The sequence below is a fragment of the Pseudoalteromonas sp. OF5H-5 genome (genome assembly GCF_021530695.1).
GTDB lineage: Bacteria > Pseudomonadota > Gammaproteobacteria > Enterobacterales > Alteromonadaceae > Pseudoalteromonas.
Map to the genome: position 1 here is coordinate 18466 of NZ_JAKGBF010000024.1, position 14982 is coordinate 33447.

Genomic DNA, 14982 nt, shown 5'->3' on the forward strand with positions numbered 1-14982 from the left:
TACCCAAAGCTGTTATTTTTCAATAACCCAAGGTTGTGAAAACCAATAATATCGTCCTGTGTCTTTGATTGAAGGCGCAGTACAGTTATATCGTGACCGTCCTATGGATAGTGCTTTCGGGGTTTGGATACGTACGCTGGTTTCTGATAGCCATGTCAGCTCAGCTTGCCCAACACCTGAAACGTAGCATGCAAATTGACTCTGATGAAAATCCTTATTGTTAAAATGCAACGTGATTGCTGGGGATTTATTGTTCGTGACGCTATCAAGGTAATCTAATTTTTGTAGAGAGAACGCTTTGGTCTCGAGTTTAGTTTTTAATGTTTCTAAGTTGCTGTAGTTTCCTGATGCGGGAAAGCGAGCGATACGTGTAAAATCTGAAGAAACACCAACCGCACCAGAGTGTTGCCCAATACCAATAAGTCCAAGCTCTGCTACTAGTTTTTGTAATTCATGATTAAACTCGCCGTACGGGTATGCGAGGTAGGGGTAATCGTGGCCAATTTCTTCTTTAATTCGCTGCTGTGACCATGTGATATCGCCCTCAACACGCGCACGCCACTGCGCCGCTGTTTCATCTTTTAGTTTGAGATGGAGGTAATCGTGCTTAGCACTATGATTTGCGATAATAGCCCCGCGTTTTGCTAATGCTCTCAGTTCATCCCACGTCATGACATAGCTTTTCTTTTCGTCAATAAGTTGAGGGTTGACGAAAATAGTATAAGGAAAGCCAAAAGATTCCAGGATCGGGGCCGCCGCAGTGATATTGTTTTCATAGCCATCATCAAAGGTGATAGCTAACGTTTTTTCTGGTAGAGACTTACCCGACTTCAGGCTATCTAACAAATGTGGTAAAGGTATCACTGAAAAACCATGTTCTTTAATGTGGTTAAGATGAGATTTAAAGGTTTCTTCACTCACGCTGGTGACCGCTGGGAGTTTCTCACTCACGTGATGATACTGTAAGATAACCGCACTCCAACTATTTGCTGAAAATAGGGCCAAACCAAAAATAATATGTTGTATCAATTTCTTAAATGCCATAAAGCGCAACATCTGAGCCTCTTACTACTTGCAGGTCCGATGATACTATCAAATATTACGGTGCCACTGTTAGGATTAGTCGATACAGCGGTGATTGGTCATATGGGAGATGCGCATTTTTTGGCTGGGATTGCGCTTGGCTCTAGCGCTATTTCGGTACTATTTTGGCTTGCAAGTTTTTTGCGAATGAGTACAACAGGGGTGATCGCTCAATCAAGCGGCCAGCAGGACCATGACAAGCTAACACGTTCACTATATACCAGTATGCTCATTGCGCTGCTCTTCGCCATGAGTTTGATTGTGTTATCTCCTCTGCTGATCCAAGTTATTGCTCAGCTTTCAAATGCTTCTAGTGAAGTATTTGAGCAAGCAAAATTATATTTTCAAATCCGTGTATTTAGTGCGCCTGCAGCAATGTTAAACCTTGTGCTGCTGGGCTTTATGCTTGGGATGCATTACGGGCGAGGGCCATTCTATCTGGTGTTGTTCACAAACATAGTGAATATAGCTTTGGACATTTTATTTGTTGTCGGATTTGAGTGGGGAGTAGCAGGCGCAGCTTGGGCTTCACTGATTGCAGACTATTCGGCATTAGGCTTATCCTTGTTTTTGAGCGCATTGGTCGCAAAGCGTCACGGTATTACGTTGAAATTCACTCTACCAAAGCGCGCACAGTGGTTCAGTTTACTCACCTTGAATCGTGATATTTTTATTCGTTCCTTAATCTTACAACTCTGCTTTAGTTTCATGACTTTCTATGGCGCAAGGCTTGGTGAGATCACACTAGCGGCCAACGCTGTCTTACTGAATTTTTTGATGTTAGTCAGCTTTGCGATGGACGGTATTGCTTATGCTGCGGAGGCTAAGGTCGGCAGAGCAAAAGGACAAGGCTCGTTGGGGCAATTGCAATTATGGGTAAAAGTAAGCCTGTTTTGGGGGGCTGCATTTGCGCTTTTATACAGCGCTATTTTTTATCTAGCTGGTGGCTGGATCATTAGCTTATTAACCAATATCCCCGAAGTGATAACGTTAGCAGGTACTTACTTACCTTGGTTGGTGCTATTACCTTTGATTGCCATGAGTTGCTTTTTATTTGACGGTATCTTTGTGGGGCTTACTCGTGCTAAAGAAATGCGAAACAGCATGTTAGTTTCTGCGGTATTCGGTTTCTTCTTGCCGTTTTTGATTGCATTGCCACTCGGTAATCATGCGCTCTGGCTTGCGATGAGTTGTTTTATGGGGTTGCGTGGATTGACTTTGGCATATAAATATCATCGGCTCTCTTGAGAAGCTGCTTTACTCGAATAATGGAGCTGCGTTAAGCAAATGGGTCGTTATCTTTTAGGGCTTGGCGGCGTTTTTCTCTGGCTTCTATCACTTGAGAAAAGCGATTAGAAAAAATACCAATATAACCGTAAAAGGCACAGCACAAACCAGGAAATAAAAGCACTAAACCTGCGATTTGAAAGCGATGATCTTGATAATAACCCAGTGCGATTAAAGCACCCGCGAGTAACACAATAACAAGGCCAAAAAGGAAAAATTTGAGGCTTCGCTTAGGGTGAGACCCTAAGCGATAAATGAGGGTTTTGCTCATTAATAGTAAGAGTGTTCGCCACGCGCGTGCTCTGTGATGTCACGTACGCCATTGATTTCTTCAAACTTAGCGATCATCTCTTTTTCGATGCCCTCTTTCAATGTGACATCAATCATTGAGCAGCCGTTACAACCACCGCCGAATTGAAGTACTGCAATACCATCTGCGGTAATTTCTACTAGGCTAACTTGACCACCATGATTGGCCAACTGTGGATTTACTTCTGTCACAAGCATGTGCTCTACGCGTTCAGCTAGGCTCGCATCGTCACGTAATCGTTTAGCTTTGGCATTTGGTGCCTTAAGCGTTAACTGACTCCCCATTTTATCGGTAACGAAATCGATATCGGCTTCTTCTAAAAATGGTGCACTTTCTTCATCAACGATGGCTTCAAAACCATTAAACGGTAAGCGGATATCGCTTTGTTCAACGGCATCTGCTGGGCAATATGACACGCCACACTCAGCTTGAGAGGTGCCTGGATTAACCACGAAAACCCTAATATTGGTGCCTTCAGCCTGATCGGCTAATAGTTTCGCGAAATGGCTTTGGGCAGAATCTGAAATATGGATCATAATTCGCTCTATACTTGACTAAATTACTCGGTTAATACGTATCATACTCTCCTCGTCGTGTTGTCGCTAGTGTTCGGCGTAAAAATTTGGCAATCGGCGGTGTGCTTGTTAGCTTGAAAAGTAATCGGAATTAAAGGACATTATCATGCGGTTAATAAGCTGTATTATCGTGCTGTTGAGCTTTAGCTTGCAGGCCAAGCCCATTGCCTATTATTTTGGCGATGAAGTAAAATTTGATCCCACAATAACTACGCCAAAACAAGCATTTGGATATGAAGTTGGGCAGTGGCATTTGCGCCACGATCAAATCGTTAATTATCTACATACCCTTGCAAGTGAAAGCCCAAGGTTGAGTGTCGAAACAATCGGGTTTAGCCATGAGCGACGTCCTTTGTTACTCCTAAAAGCGAGCTCGCCACAAAACCAACAAAACTTGGCACGTATTCAGCAAGATCATATTGCTTCATTGAGCAGTAGCCAAAACCGTTCAGACCAGCCTGTTGTGATGTGGATGGGCTATAGCGTGCACGGTAATGAGTCTTCAGGAAGCAATGCCGCGGTACTCATGGCATATTATTTAGCCGCGGCGCAGGGCGAGTCTGTTACGCAGCTCCTTGATAATGCGGTGATATTGTTAGACCCAGCCTTGAACCCTGATGGCTTATCACGTTTTGCTACATGGGCAAATGCCAATAAGAGCATGTCTCTATCAACCGATCCTGCACATCGTGAGCATAATGAGTCTTGGCCTTCTAGTCGCACTAACCATTATTGGTTTGACCTCAATCGTGATTGGTTACTACTACAGCATCCTGAATCAAAAGCACGGATCAAAGCGTTCCATCGTTGGAAACCTAACGTACTGACCGATTTTCATGAAATGGGACCAAATAGTACGTATTTTTTCCAACCAGGGATCCCATCAAGGACTCACCCAATTACCCCATTACAAAACGTAGCGCTAACCAACGAGATTGGTAAGTTTCATGCCAAAGCTCTTGATGCGCAAGGGGAGTTATATTTTACTCAAGAGAGTTTTGATGACTTTTATTATGGTAAAGGTTCTACGTACCCTGACGTAAATGGTGCGGTTGGCATTTTATTCGAACAAGCGAGTAGTAGAGGGCATGCACAAGAAACTCAGTATGGCGTGTTGAGTTTTCCTGAAACGATTAAAAATCAGGTCACGACGAGTCTCTCGACATTTCAAGCCAGCACGACGCATCGACGCGCTTTACTTGATTATCAGCAGCAGTTTTATCAACAAGTGAACGAGCTTGCGAGTAAAGATGAAATCAACGGTTACGTTGTTGCTCGCGGCAAAGATAACTACCGTTTTCAAGCGTTTGTGGATTTATTGAAGCAGCATCAGATAGAGGTGAAATACCTCTCAAAAGCCAAAGAAGTTGATAACACCGAATATCAGCAAGGGGATTTATACATTCCACTGGCCCAGCCGCAATATCGCTTGATAAAAGCACTATTTAGCACACAGACGCATTTTAAGGACAACACGTTCTACGATGTTTCAGGTTGGACGATGCCGTATGCTTATGATTTAGATTTTGCCGCAGTAAAAAGTGGCTGGGGTTTAAAGCTTCAAGGTGAATCGAGCACTGACTCAAATCTATTGGCTCCCGTTGCAGGAAGTTATGCCTACACCATAGAGTGGCATCATTACCTGGCGCCACAATTAGCAAATCGACTCTTACAGGCTGGAGTGAAAGTAGCAGCTGCAATGTCACCATTTTCAGCGTCAACCACCTCAGGCTCTCATGACTTTCAGGTCGGGACATTGGTGATTGCAAGTGGTATTCAGCAGCAAGCGGACTGGTTTACTCAGCTTGAAACAATCGCCAGAGAGCTTTCACTTCCAGTATATAGTGTGACTACAGGCCTTACCCAAAGTGGCGTCGATTTTGGTTCAAGACAGATGCTGCAGCTGCAAAAGCCAGAAGTGCTCATCATAGGTGGTGCGGGTGTAAGTCAATATGAAGCGGGTGAGCTTTGGTATCATTTGGATAGGCATTTAAAACTTGCCCCGTCGATTGTGGAAAAGCAGCATATCGAGAAACTCGATCTTACGCGCTATACCCACATTTTATTGGCTGATGGTAAATATGGAGATTTAAGTGACAAGAGCAAAGCTAAGCTCTTGAGTTGGGTTGCTAAAGGCGGTGTGATTTGGGGGCAAAAGCGTGGTGCGCAGTGGCTAATCGAACAGCAGCTACTAGACGCTGAAATGGTTTCAAGCAAAGAAATGCGAGCCCAGTTTGACAGCAAAAATCTCACCTTTGCAGATCAAGATAGCCTTTCGGCAAAACAGCGGATTGCCGGCGCAATTTTTGATGCGCGTTTGGATTTAAGCCATCCTTTGTCTTTTGGCTTTGAGAACCAGGAATTACCTGTCTTTAAAAATAGCACTTGGGTGATGCATCGTAATAATAAACCATTTATCGAGTCGTTGACGTATACTAAAAAGCCTTTATTGGCAGGGTATGCTGATAATATTAACGTTGAACAGATCGCAGGTTCTTCTGTCTTGATTGCGTCAAAGTCTGGACGTGGAGTGGCTGTAGGAATGACTGACAATCCGGTATTTCGTGGCTTTTGGTTCGGTTCTAGCCGACTGCTAAATAACGCGTTGTTCTTTGCGCACGGCATATAAGGTCCAGAACAGCTTATCTGTGCAGCGAGATTTCTAGCGATTTGATTGATATCTATTGTCGTGATATCAAGCAAATAATACGCTTTTAAGCGTCGAATGGTGTGAGGCTGATAGCCATCGCCCACACCATTTTTGCCCCGTTTTGTTTACACACTTTTGCCGCTGCATTCATGGTCGCGCCCGTTGTGATCACATCCTCAAGTAATACGATATTTTTTCCTTCAACAGGTTGGCTGAGCACAAAGGCATTGTTTAAGTTACGTTTTCGTTTAGCCTTGGTCAGCTCAGATTGCGGCTTGGTGTGCTTTGTTCTTTTCAGTATTGTCTGGGTGAGTGGTAGCCCTTGCCAAATTTGCTCAACTTGATTGTAACCTCGTCGGATTAACCGTCTTCGGTGTAGTGGCAAACAACAAACAAGGTCTACAGGGAAGCCATTTTCTTCACCGAAGCGCTGCCATAGTGTTTGAGCCAGCAGATTTAAGGCACATTGATACGCTTTGCTGTGGTTAAACTTTACTCCTTGCAACCATGTGTTTATAGGCGTACGGTACCAACTCGCCACGGTTAACCCATCGCAGTCTTCAAGGCTAACCATGCGTTGAATATTGGGGTAATTAAGTAGATTAATCTCTTGATCCATAAAGTCTAAGCAGGCGTGTAAGCAGTGTGGACAAAGCAAGGTTTCTGTTGTGCGTTGTTCACAACATACACAAGGCTGACACCACTTTTTAGGTAATAACCGATTAAGTTGGATCATTGCTTTCCATCCCGGGTTAGCTATCATGGCGTCAAGTTTGGTATAGAGAACAGATAAATGCAAAATGAAGTTGTGCTGCTCCATGGTTGGGGGATGAACAAAGCGGTGTGGCAGTTATGCGAGGAAGCTTTAGCACCTACAACAGTAATTAAAGCGGTCAATCTTCCTGGATTTGGTGGCACACCAAGCGCCGAGGGCGATTATTCTCTTGAGCGTAACGCTTTACTTATTGCTGAGCAGCTGATGCCACAAAGCGTGTTGATAGGCTGGTCTTTGGGGGGCTTATTTGCATTGTATTTAGCTGCTCATTTTCCAGACAGAGTTAGCAAGGTTATTTTGGTCGCTTCAACGCCATTTTTTTGTGAGCAAGCTGATTGGCCCGGAATAGCCCCTAAGGTGCTAAACAACTTTGAGACTCAACTGCAAACCAATAGCGCAAAAACGATAGAAAGGTTTTTAGCTATTCAAGCGATGGGCAGTGAACATGCCAGAGAAGACATAAAACAACTCAAAGCGCTACTAGGCACACTGCCGGAAGCGGAGGCGAAAGCACTAGCTGGTGGACTGGAGATATTGAAATTGCAGGACTTACGTGATGAATTTTCACGGCTGCAACTCCCCACAATAGGCATATTCGGCCGTTTAGACTCTCTTGTGCCACAAGCGGCTGTAGAGAAAATGCAGGTACTCAATCCAAATTTTAAGGCTCATACGCTTGCAAAAGCCTCTCATGCGCCTTTTATCTCTCATAAAGAAGCCTTTTTATCACTCCTTAAATCAATTATTTAGATATTTGGAATAATAAAGCGGCAAAAAATTGCCGCTTTTACTTTTCTTTGTTGATATTTTGCGCAATAATTAGTCAGTAAGAAAAGGTTTATCTAGGTGCGAATATGCCAATAGGTGATGTGTTAAATAATGGAATCGACGGTTATAACCGCGCAGCTCAGGGGATTGCCCAAGCAAGTGCTGATATTAACCGCGCTGCCATCGATCAACAAAGCGATTCTGAACGTGCATCTGGGCGGCAGTTGCAAGGTGCCAGTGCCGGTGAAGCTGTGACAGCTCCTGTGAGCGAAACCCCAAGCTTGACCGAATCAGTGGTAGCCTTAAAAGTTGAAGAGTTTAACGCGAAAGCCAATGTGCAAACTATTCGCACTGCAGATGAAGTGCTAGGTACGTTGATTGATATTAAAGTGTAATGAACATAGTAACGCCACCACCGGCGATGAATTTAAACACTGCCAACGTGTACACCGAAACGGTTGTACGCGATAACCAGCTGCGTGAAGCGATCCCAAAACCTGCACCAACTAATCCCTCATTTACCGAAAACCGCAACCTTTCCGATTCTGAAAAAGGCCGCTCTTCTAACGTAGACGATGCAAAAGTTTACGGTTCTGATGGTAAAACAGAGCAAAGCAAAACCATTCAAGGCAAAGAGCAAGGTGAAAAAGGCGAAGGCCAAGAAAAAGAAAAGAATGAACAAGAGCAGCAACAAACAGAGCAAGATGAGCAGGTCGTTCAAGAATTAAAATCTCGAGATAGAGAAGTAAGATTACATGAGCAGGCTCATGCCAGAGTAGGCGGGCAATATGCCGGATCACCGAGTTATGAATATCAGCGCGGTCCTGATGGCAATAACTACGCTATTGGCGGTGAGGTGATGATCGACGTTGCGCCGCTTGAAGGTGACCCGCAGGGCACGATTGAAAAAATGCAAACGGTGAGAGCGGCAGCGTTAGCACCAGCAGAACCATCTGGCGCTGACAGAGCCATCGCAGCAGATGCGACTCAAAAACTCTCGGCGGCGCAGGCTGAGTTGGCAAAAGCTTCTATCAGTGGTGAAGAGCAAAGTGATAGCAAGCGGGTACAAAACATTCAAACTCGCCGCTTGAGTGGTGAGCAGGCAAAAGCAGAGAGTGAAGAGGAGCAAGCTAAGCTTAAGCAGGATGCAGATCCTTACGCTGTTGCGATGCCAATTGAAGCTGACCCTGAAATCCAAGCAAGATCGCTCAGGATCTCAAATTTTTATCAACATGTAGCGATGCCTAACCAACCCGCATCGCTATCAGTGCAAATTTAACCGTAGGTATTGGCCTTCTCCTCCGCGGGTCATTGCAGTGAAAACGAGTTAAAACCCCGACAAACGAAAAGCGCGACCAAGGCCGCGCTTTTCTTTGTTCACTGTTCTGTTGAGATTACTTCTTCAGCTTTGCGAAGGCTTCAGCAAACGCATTACCCATCGCGGCGTTACCTGCATCTCGTGACTTTGGCTTAGAAGACTTAGGCACCGGTTTTCCTTTGTGCGGCTTAGCGTTTTGTTTTTGCGCTGGAGCTTGAGATATTTCATCGTTTAAGCGCATGGTAAAGCTAATGCGTTTACGAGGCACATCAACCTCAATCACTTTGACCTTAACGATATCTCCCGCTTTAACGACTTCACGTGGATCGGAAATAAACTTATCCGTGAGTGCTGAAATGTGAACAAGTCCATCTTGATGTACACCTACATCCACAAAAGCCCCAAAATTGGCAACATTAGAGACCACACCTTCTAAAATCATACCGACTTTAAGATCTGTGATTGTCTCAACACCAGCTTTAAACTGCGCCGTTTTAAATTCTGGGCGAGGATCTCGGCCTGGCTTATCTAATTCTTTGATAATATCAGTGACCGTTGGTACCCCAAACTTATCATCTACATAGTCATTTGCCACAAGGCCATTCAAGACTTCGCGATTACCGATAAGGGTATTCACTTCTAGATTTTGTTTTTTACAAATCGCTTTGACAACAGGGTAAGCTTCAGGATGCACTGCTGATGCATCCAGTGGATCGTCGCCATTGGCGATACGTAAGAAACCAGCTGCTTGTTCAAATGCTTTAGGTCCTAATCGCTCAACTTTTTTAAGCGCTTTGCGATCCGTGAAAGAGCCATTATCGTCGCGGTATTTTACGATATTGCTGGCTAATGTTTTATTCAAACCCGAGACGCGCGTTAATAATGGTATCGATGCCGTGTTCACATCGACACCTACTGAGTTTACGCAGTCTTCGACCACAGCAGTTAGCGTTTGCCCTAACTGGCTTTGAGAAACATCATGCTGATATTGGCCAACACCGATTGATTTTGGTTCGATTTTTACAAGCTCTGCTAACGGATCTTGTAATCTTCTTGCAATGGAAACTGCGCCACGTAGAGATACATCAAGATCTGGAAATTCGTTTGCGGCAAATTCAGAGGCTGAGTACACCGATGCGCCAGCTTCACTCACCATGATTTTGTTGAGCTTTAATTCGGTAGCGCTTTTTAGCAGTTCTGCGGCCAGTTTGTCGGTTTCGCGAGACGCAGTCCCGTTACCGATAGCAATAAGCTCAACTTTGTATTGGCGGCACATTTGCTCTAGTGTCTTCAGCGACTTATCCCACTGGTTTTGAGGGGCATGAGGGTGGATAGTACTCGTTGCAATCAGTTTACCTGTGGCATCGACAATGGCGACTTTACACCCAGTACGTAATCCCGGATCAATACCCATTGTCACTTTTGCACCAGCAGGCGCAGCCATCAGCAGATCTTTTAGGTTTTTCGCAAAAACTTCGATAGCATCTAGCTCTGACTTTTCACGCATTGACCCTAAGAATTCGTTTTCCAAGTGCAGGGCGATTTTAATCTTCCATGCCCACTGGACTACACCCATCAACCAATCACTGGCAGCTTTACCAGAGACGGCTAGGCGGTAATGATCGGCAATGATCTGTGCACAAAATTGAGCGGCGTCTTCTGCACTTGGTTCCGGGTTGATAGATAACTGCAAAAAGCCTTCGTTACGTGCTCTTAGCATCGCCAGCGCACGGTGTGATGGAATTTTATTTAGTAGCTCATTATGTTCAAAGTAGTCACGGTATTTGCTTCCTGCTTCTTCTTTACCTGCGATGACTCTTGCTTCGATTTGCGCGTTGTCTTTAAGGTGTGCTCGGAGCTTAGCAAGTAGTTTAGCGTCTTCTGCAAAACGCTCCATGAGAATGAATTTAGCGCCATCTAAAGCTGCTTTGCTGTCTGCAACGCCTTTGTTCTCATCAATGAAAGGAGTCGCTTGTTGTTCTGGGTCTAACGTTGGATCTGCAAATAAAGCGTCAGCTAAGGGTTCCAAACCTGCTTCTATTGCGATTTGGCCTTTTGTTCTGCGCTTTGGTTTGTATGGGAGATATAAATCTTCGAGTACGGTTTTGCTGTCAGCGGCTTGTATTTCTGCACTTAACTCAGCAGTGAGTTTACCCTGTTCATCGATGGTTTTTAAAATAAACTCGCGACGTTCATCAAGCTCTCGTAAGTAACCTAACCTTTGCTCAAGCAAACGCAGTTGAGTGTCATCTAAGCCACCCGTTACCTCTTTACGGTAACGTGCAATAAATGGAACGGTTGCCCCTTCGTCTAGCAAACTAATAGCAGCATTAACTTGCTGTTCTCTGGCGTTAAGCTCAGTTGCTAAACGTTGTGTGATATTGCTCATGCAAAATCCTTATACTCTTCTTAATCGGTCTGTGTTGCCTAGATAATACTCATCTTGGGCAAACAAAATTTAGCTCAATGTTATCATTGTTCGGTGTTTCTGCGATATTCGATTTGGTTGATATACCAAAGTCTTCGGCCGTGCGGTGTGGTGACCGTAATTTCATCATCGACTTGTTTGCTTAGTAAGGCCCTTGCCATTGGCGCATCGATGGAGATGTAGTCATTGCGTTCGTATATTTCATCAGGTCCAACAATCCGAAATGCACGAACCTCGCCTTCTTCGCTTTCTACTTCTACCCAAGCGCCAAAAAATACTTTACCTTCTTGTTCGGGACTGTATTCCACGACTTTTAGTTCGGGCATACGCTTTCGTAAAAAGCGCACCCGTCTATCTATTTGCCTTAATAAACGTTTATTGAAGGTGTAGTCGGCATTTTCGGAGCGATCGCCTAAACTCGCTGCCCAATTCACAATTTTGGTGATCTCTGGGCGCTTTTCAAACCACAGATGATCATGTTCTTGCTGCAGTTGGCGGTATCCTTCGGGCGTGATCAAATTCGTTTTCATGTTTCTCAGGTATTTTGGGTTAAACCCTTGTAATGTTCGGTAACAATCTAGTATCAATGTATGGTGTCGAAAAGCACCAAATTCAATTATATTTAAGCATAATAATATCATGGTCCATTATCGCCATGAGCGTTAAATGAACAGGATGATGATTTGTGCACGAAATGTCGCAGATCAGCAAGCTTTAGTAAATTAATAAATAGAAGAAATATAAATGGGAAATGAAACCACCAAAGTGCTCGTAGTTGATGACGATATGCGTTTACGCAGTCTTTTAGAGCGTTATCTCGTTGAGCAGGGATTTATCGTCCGCAGCGCAGCCAATTCTGAACAAATGGATAGACTACTTGAACGCGAAAACTTTCACTTAATGGTGTTAGATTTGATGCTTCCTGGAGAAGATGGCCTTTCCATCTGTCGTCGTTTAAGACAAAAAGAGAATGAGATCCCAATTGTTATGTTGACGGCGAAAGGTGACGAAGTTGACCGTATTATTGGCCTTGAGCTTGGCGCGGATGATTACATTCCAAAACCATTCAACCCAAGAGAACTGCTGGCGCGAATAAAAGCCATTCTTCGTCGTCGTGCCAAAGAAGTACCAGGTGCGCCTGCGGCAGAAGAAAATGAAGTGAGCTTTGGTAACTTTACCCTTAATTTAGCGACGCGAGAGATGCAACATGGAGAAGCGACAATTTCACTTACCTCAGGTGAGTTTGCGGTACTTAAAGCACTGGTGAGTCACCCTCGCGAGCCGCTTAGTCGAGATAAGTTAATGAACCTTGCTAGAGGGCGTGATTATAGCGCACTTGAGCGTAGCATTGACGTTCAGGTTTCGCGCTTACGTCGTATGATTGAAGATGACGCCTCTAATCCTCGCTATATACAAACGGTGTGGGGTCTTGGGTACGTATTTGTGCCTGACGGCGTGAAGTAGCCAGCATGTTACCTCGTAGTGCATTCGGGCAAACCGTCTTCTTTGTCGGCGCGTTACTATTGATAAATCAAGTCGTGTCTTACATTACCGTTACCTTATACGTCTTCAAACCAACCTTTGAACAAGTGAATCTGATGCTCGCTAAGCAGGTTAAAACGGTCTTCATTGATTGGGAAGATGGTGTTGAAGTGGACAATACACTATCTCGCAAATTTTTTGAGATAACCGGCATTGAGGTGATGACACAAAGAGAGGCCTATGTAAATGGGCTGGGGCAGGCCAAAGAATATACATTGCTGTCTCGTAGTATGTCGGAGCAACTTAATGGTTCTGCGCGAGTCAGGATAAGCCAAGGAGATCCGGTTGTTTATTGGGTCGAAGCACCGCAAGCGCCAGGGTATTGGGTAAGAGTACCGCTTAGCGGACTCAGTGAAACAAAAATGGAGTTTTTAGTTTTTTACCTCTCCAGTATTGGTTTTTTAAGTGTGTTAGGAGGGTGGCTTTTTGCTAGGCATCTCAACAAACCGCTAAAATCACTACAAATTGCTGCTAGTCGAGTAGGGGTCGGGGACTTTTCAACCCGGCTTGTTGAAGAAGGGTCCACGGAAGTCATAGAGGTGACTCGGGCGTTTAATAAAATGTCTAAGGGGATCGCAGACCTAGAAAGTGATAGGCGATTGTTAATGGCTGGTGTTTCACACGATTTACGTACACCCTTAACCCGAATTCGTCTAGCAACTGAAATGATGTCGGATGAAGAAGACTACCTGCGCGAGGGAATAATCGACGATATTGAAGACATGAATGCGATTATTGACCAATTCATCGAATATCTCCGTCATCACAACGGTGCAGAAATGTCGGCTGATGACGTTAACACGGTTATTGAAGAAGTCGTTCATGCAGAGCAGCAGCATCAGCGACCAATTCACTTGCAAGCAGAGGAATACTTACCTGCGGTGATGATGAATGCCGTCGCGTTAAAGCGGGTGTTTACTAACATGATTGAAAATGCAATCCGTTATTCTGAACAAGATATTGAGGTGACGACAGAATACAGCCCCAAGCACCGTGCTGTTATCGTAAAAGTAATGGACAGAGGACCAGGTATCCCTGAGTCAGAGTTAGAGTCTGTATTCGAACCATTTAAACAGGGAGATCAGGCTAGAGGGAGTGAGGGGAGTGGTTTAGGGCTTGCCATTATCAAACGTATCGTGACCACACACGGCGGTAAAGTAAGACTACGAAATCGAGATGGTGGTGGTCTGATCGCGGAGGTTTCTTTGCCAGCTTATCGGGGAAAGCTTGAGGAAGCATGATTTTCAATAGGGTAGGCGAGCAAGTTGAGCACAATAAAGCATAGGGATTTAAGCTATCAAAAGGGAGTGTTAGATACACAGTATTTAAACCAATTGAAGCGAGTGATAGCGACAAGCTTTTCCAATGTCGAGGTAGAGCATTACTTTGCTTTGTACTTTGAAAAAGGCGAAAGCACAAAGCGCAGACTCCGGTTGTTTTTATCAGGCGGTGACATTGTCGGCTATTGCTTATTGACCTTTGATGATAGCAACAAGGATGTTTGCATTGTTGGCGCTTCAGCTGCTTTTTTGCCTGACTTTAGAGGGAAAAACAGTACCTTTAGGTTTTCTCTTATCGAGGTATTAAAACGTTATATACGTAACCCACGTAGAAAACTGTTATATGCAGATACCATGCTCAGTCCCGCCATGTTCAGGGCCATGGCAAAAAATATCGCCGAAGTTTATCCGAATAGCTTGTCTCAAAATAGCGCGATAGCAATTCTCTATGACACCATCAATCCAGTTGGCTTGGTAAGCCCTTATAATGGCCTAAGGTGTTTGAAAGCTGTTGGACGCAAAACCAATTACAGCGAGGCTGAAATTACACGCTTTAGAGAAAGCAGCAAAACTGAGATTGCACTTTACTGTTGTGTTAATCCTGACTTTGATAAGGGAATTGCGCTTGTGGCTATCATTCCAATCACAATGAAACAATTTGTATTAACCTTTAAAAAGTTGGTGCTAAATAAGCTTTGGAGTACGTCGTAATAGGGCGAGTTTTCGCCCTATTAAAGGACTTGGTTATCGCGTTATTAGCAGATATCTACTGAACGACAAAGTCCCATTGACTCACAAATTGCAACGTGAGTATCACAAATTTGCCAACTGCCACAATCAACTCTAGAGCCAAAAGTCGCGCCCGCGGCAGCAATTTTTCTGGTCGCCTGATTGTTTAGATCTTTCGCTTGCAGCGATTTTAGTTGTTTCTTTTTTAATTGTAATTTCATGGTTTTCCTTATACGT

The 14982-nt window shown here is 44.3% G+C and carries 15 protein-coding genes; 8 read left to right on the top strand and 7 right to left on the bottom strand.

Annotation, left to right across the window (positions count from 1 at the left end; translation table 11 throughout):
- Positions 1-12: 12 nt before the first annotated feature.
- Positions 13-1056 (bottom strand): polysaccharide deacetylase family protein, encoded by a 1044-nt coding sequence (locus tag L1271_RS22510; RefSeq protein ID WP_235368849.1) that lies wholly within the window; start codon positions 1054-1056, stop codon positions 13-15.
- A gap of 27 nt (positions 1057-1083) precedes the next feature.
- On the opposite strand from L1271_RS22510, the gene L1271_RS22515 reads away from it, so the two are divergent.
- A complete protein-coding gene (locus L1271_RS22515) occupies positions 1084-2331 on the top strand; it encodes an MATE family efflux transporter (protein WP_235368850.1) in 1248 nt (415 codons plus the stop codon).
- Positions 2332-2362: 31 nt separating this feature from the next.
- Here the strand turns inward: L1271_RS22515 and L1271_RS22520 are convergent, their stop codons facing one another.
- Together L1271_RS22520 and nfuA are read right to left on the bottom strand one after the other, a co-directional pair.
- A complete protein-coding gene (locus L1271_RS22520) occupies positions 2363-2641 on the bottom strand; it encodes a hypothetical protein (protein WP_235368851.1) in 279 nt (92 codons plus the stop codon).
- Complete coding sequence (gene nfuA, locus L1271_RS22525) at positions 2641-3216, bottom strand: Fe-S biogenesis protein NfuA (protein ID WP_010378467.1); 576 nt, start codon at positions 3214-3216, stop codon at positions 2641-2643. Before nfuA ends, L1271_RS22520 begins: the two co-directional genes overlap by 1 nt.
- A 145-nt stretch (positions 3217-3361) precedes the next feature.
- Between nfuA and L1271_RS22530 the strand changes: the two genes are divergently transcribed.
- Positions 3362-5884 carry a M14 metallopeptidase family protein gene (locus L1271_RS22530; RefSeq protein ID WP_235368852.1) on the top strand — a complete coding sequence of 841 codons (2523 nt, stop codon included), beginning with the start codon at positions 3362-3364 and terminating at the stop codon, positions 5882-5884.
- 85 nt (positions 5885-5969) lie between these two features.
- Here L1271_RS22530 and L1271_RS22535 read toward each other — a convergent pair whose 3' ends face one another.
- Positions 5970-6641, bottom strand: coding sequence for a ComF family protein (locus L1271_RS22535; protein ID WP_235368853.1), 672 nt, complete (start codon positions 6639-6641; stop codon positions 5970-5972).
- A 57-nt stretch (positions 6642-6698) separates the two neighbouring features.
- On the opposite strand from L1271_RS22535, the gene bioH reads away from it, so the two are divergent.
- From bioH to L1271_RS22550, 3 genes are all read left to right on the top strand, one after another.
- On the top strand, positions 6699-7430 hold the full coding sequence (bioH, locus tag L1271_RS22540) for a pimeloyl-ACP methyl ester esterase BioH (RefSeq protein WP_045988268.1): 732 nt from the start codon (positions 6699-6701) through the stop codon (positions 7428-7430).
- Between the two features lie 104 nt (positions 7431-7534).
- Positions 7535-7843, top strand: a complete 309-nt coding sequence (locus tag L1271_RS22545; RefSeq protein WP_010378475.1) for a hypothetical protein — start codon at positions 7535-7537, stop codon at positions 7841-7843.
- Positions 7843-8727, top strand: a complete 885-nt coding sequence (locus L1271_RS22550; protein ID WP_010604361.1) for a putative metalloprotease CJM1_0395 family protein — start codon at positions 7843-7845, stop codon at positions 8725-8727. The genes L1271_RS22545 and L1271_RS22550 overlap by 1 nt, the downstream gene beginning before the upstream one ends.
- 115 nt (positions 8728-8842) lie before the next feature.
- Here the strand turns inward: L1271_RS22550 and L1271_RS22555 are convergent, their stop codons facing one another.
- Together L1271_RS22555 and greB are read right to left on the bottom strand one after the other, a co-directional pair.
- Positions 8843-11155: a Tex family protein gene (locus L1271_RS22555; RefSeq protein ID WP_235368854.1), complete on the bottom strand. Its 2313-nt coding sequence runs from the start codon at positions 11153-11155 to the stop codon at positions 8843-8845.
- 83 nt (positions 11156-11238) lie between these two features.
- Complete coding sequence (gene greB, locus L1271_RS22560; protein WP_010378480.1) at positions 11239-11724, bottom strand: transcription elongation factor GreB; 486 nt, start codon at positions 11722-11724, stop codon at positions 11239-11241.
- Positions 11725-11938: 214 nt separating this feature from the next.
- Here greB and ompR point away from each other — a divergent pair, with 214 nt between their 5' ends.
- Genes ompR through L1271_RS22575 form a run of 3 tightly spaced genes read left to right on the top strand, consistent with a single transcriptional unit; the run spans position 11939 to position 14727 of the window.
- A complete protein-coding gene (gene ompR, locus L1271_RS22565; RefSeq protein ID WP_010378483.1) occupies positions 11939-12658 on the top strand; it encodes an osmolarity response regulator transcription factor OmpR in 720 nt (239 codons plus the stop codon).
- A gap of 5 nt (positions 12659-12663) precedes the next feature.
- A complete protein-coding gene (envZ, locus tag L1271_RS22570; RefSeq protein WP_235368855.1) occupies positions 12664-13977 on the top strand; it encodes a two-component system sensor histidine kinase EnvZ in 1314 nt (437 codons plus the stop codon).
- A 24-nt stretch (positions 13978-14001) separates the two neighbouring features.
- On the top strand, positions 14002-14727 hold the full coding sequence (locus L1271_RS22575) for a hypothetical protein (RefSeq protein WP_233525187.1): 726 nt from the start codon (positions 14002-14004) through the stop codon (positions 14725-14727).
- 44 nt (positions 14728-14771) lie between these two features.
- On the opposite strand, the gene L1271_RS22580 is transcribed toward L1271_RS22575, so the two are convergent.
- On the bottom strand, positions 14772-14966 hold the full coding sequence (locus L1271_RS22580) for a hypothetical protein (RefSeq protein WP_010604365.1): 195 nt from the start codon (positions 14964-14966) through the stop codon (positions 14772-14774).
- Positions 14967-14982: the final 16 nt, after the last annotated feature.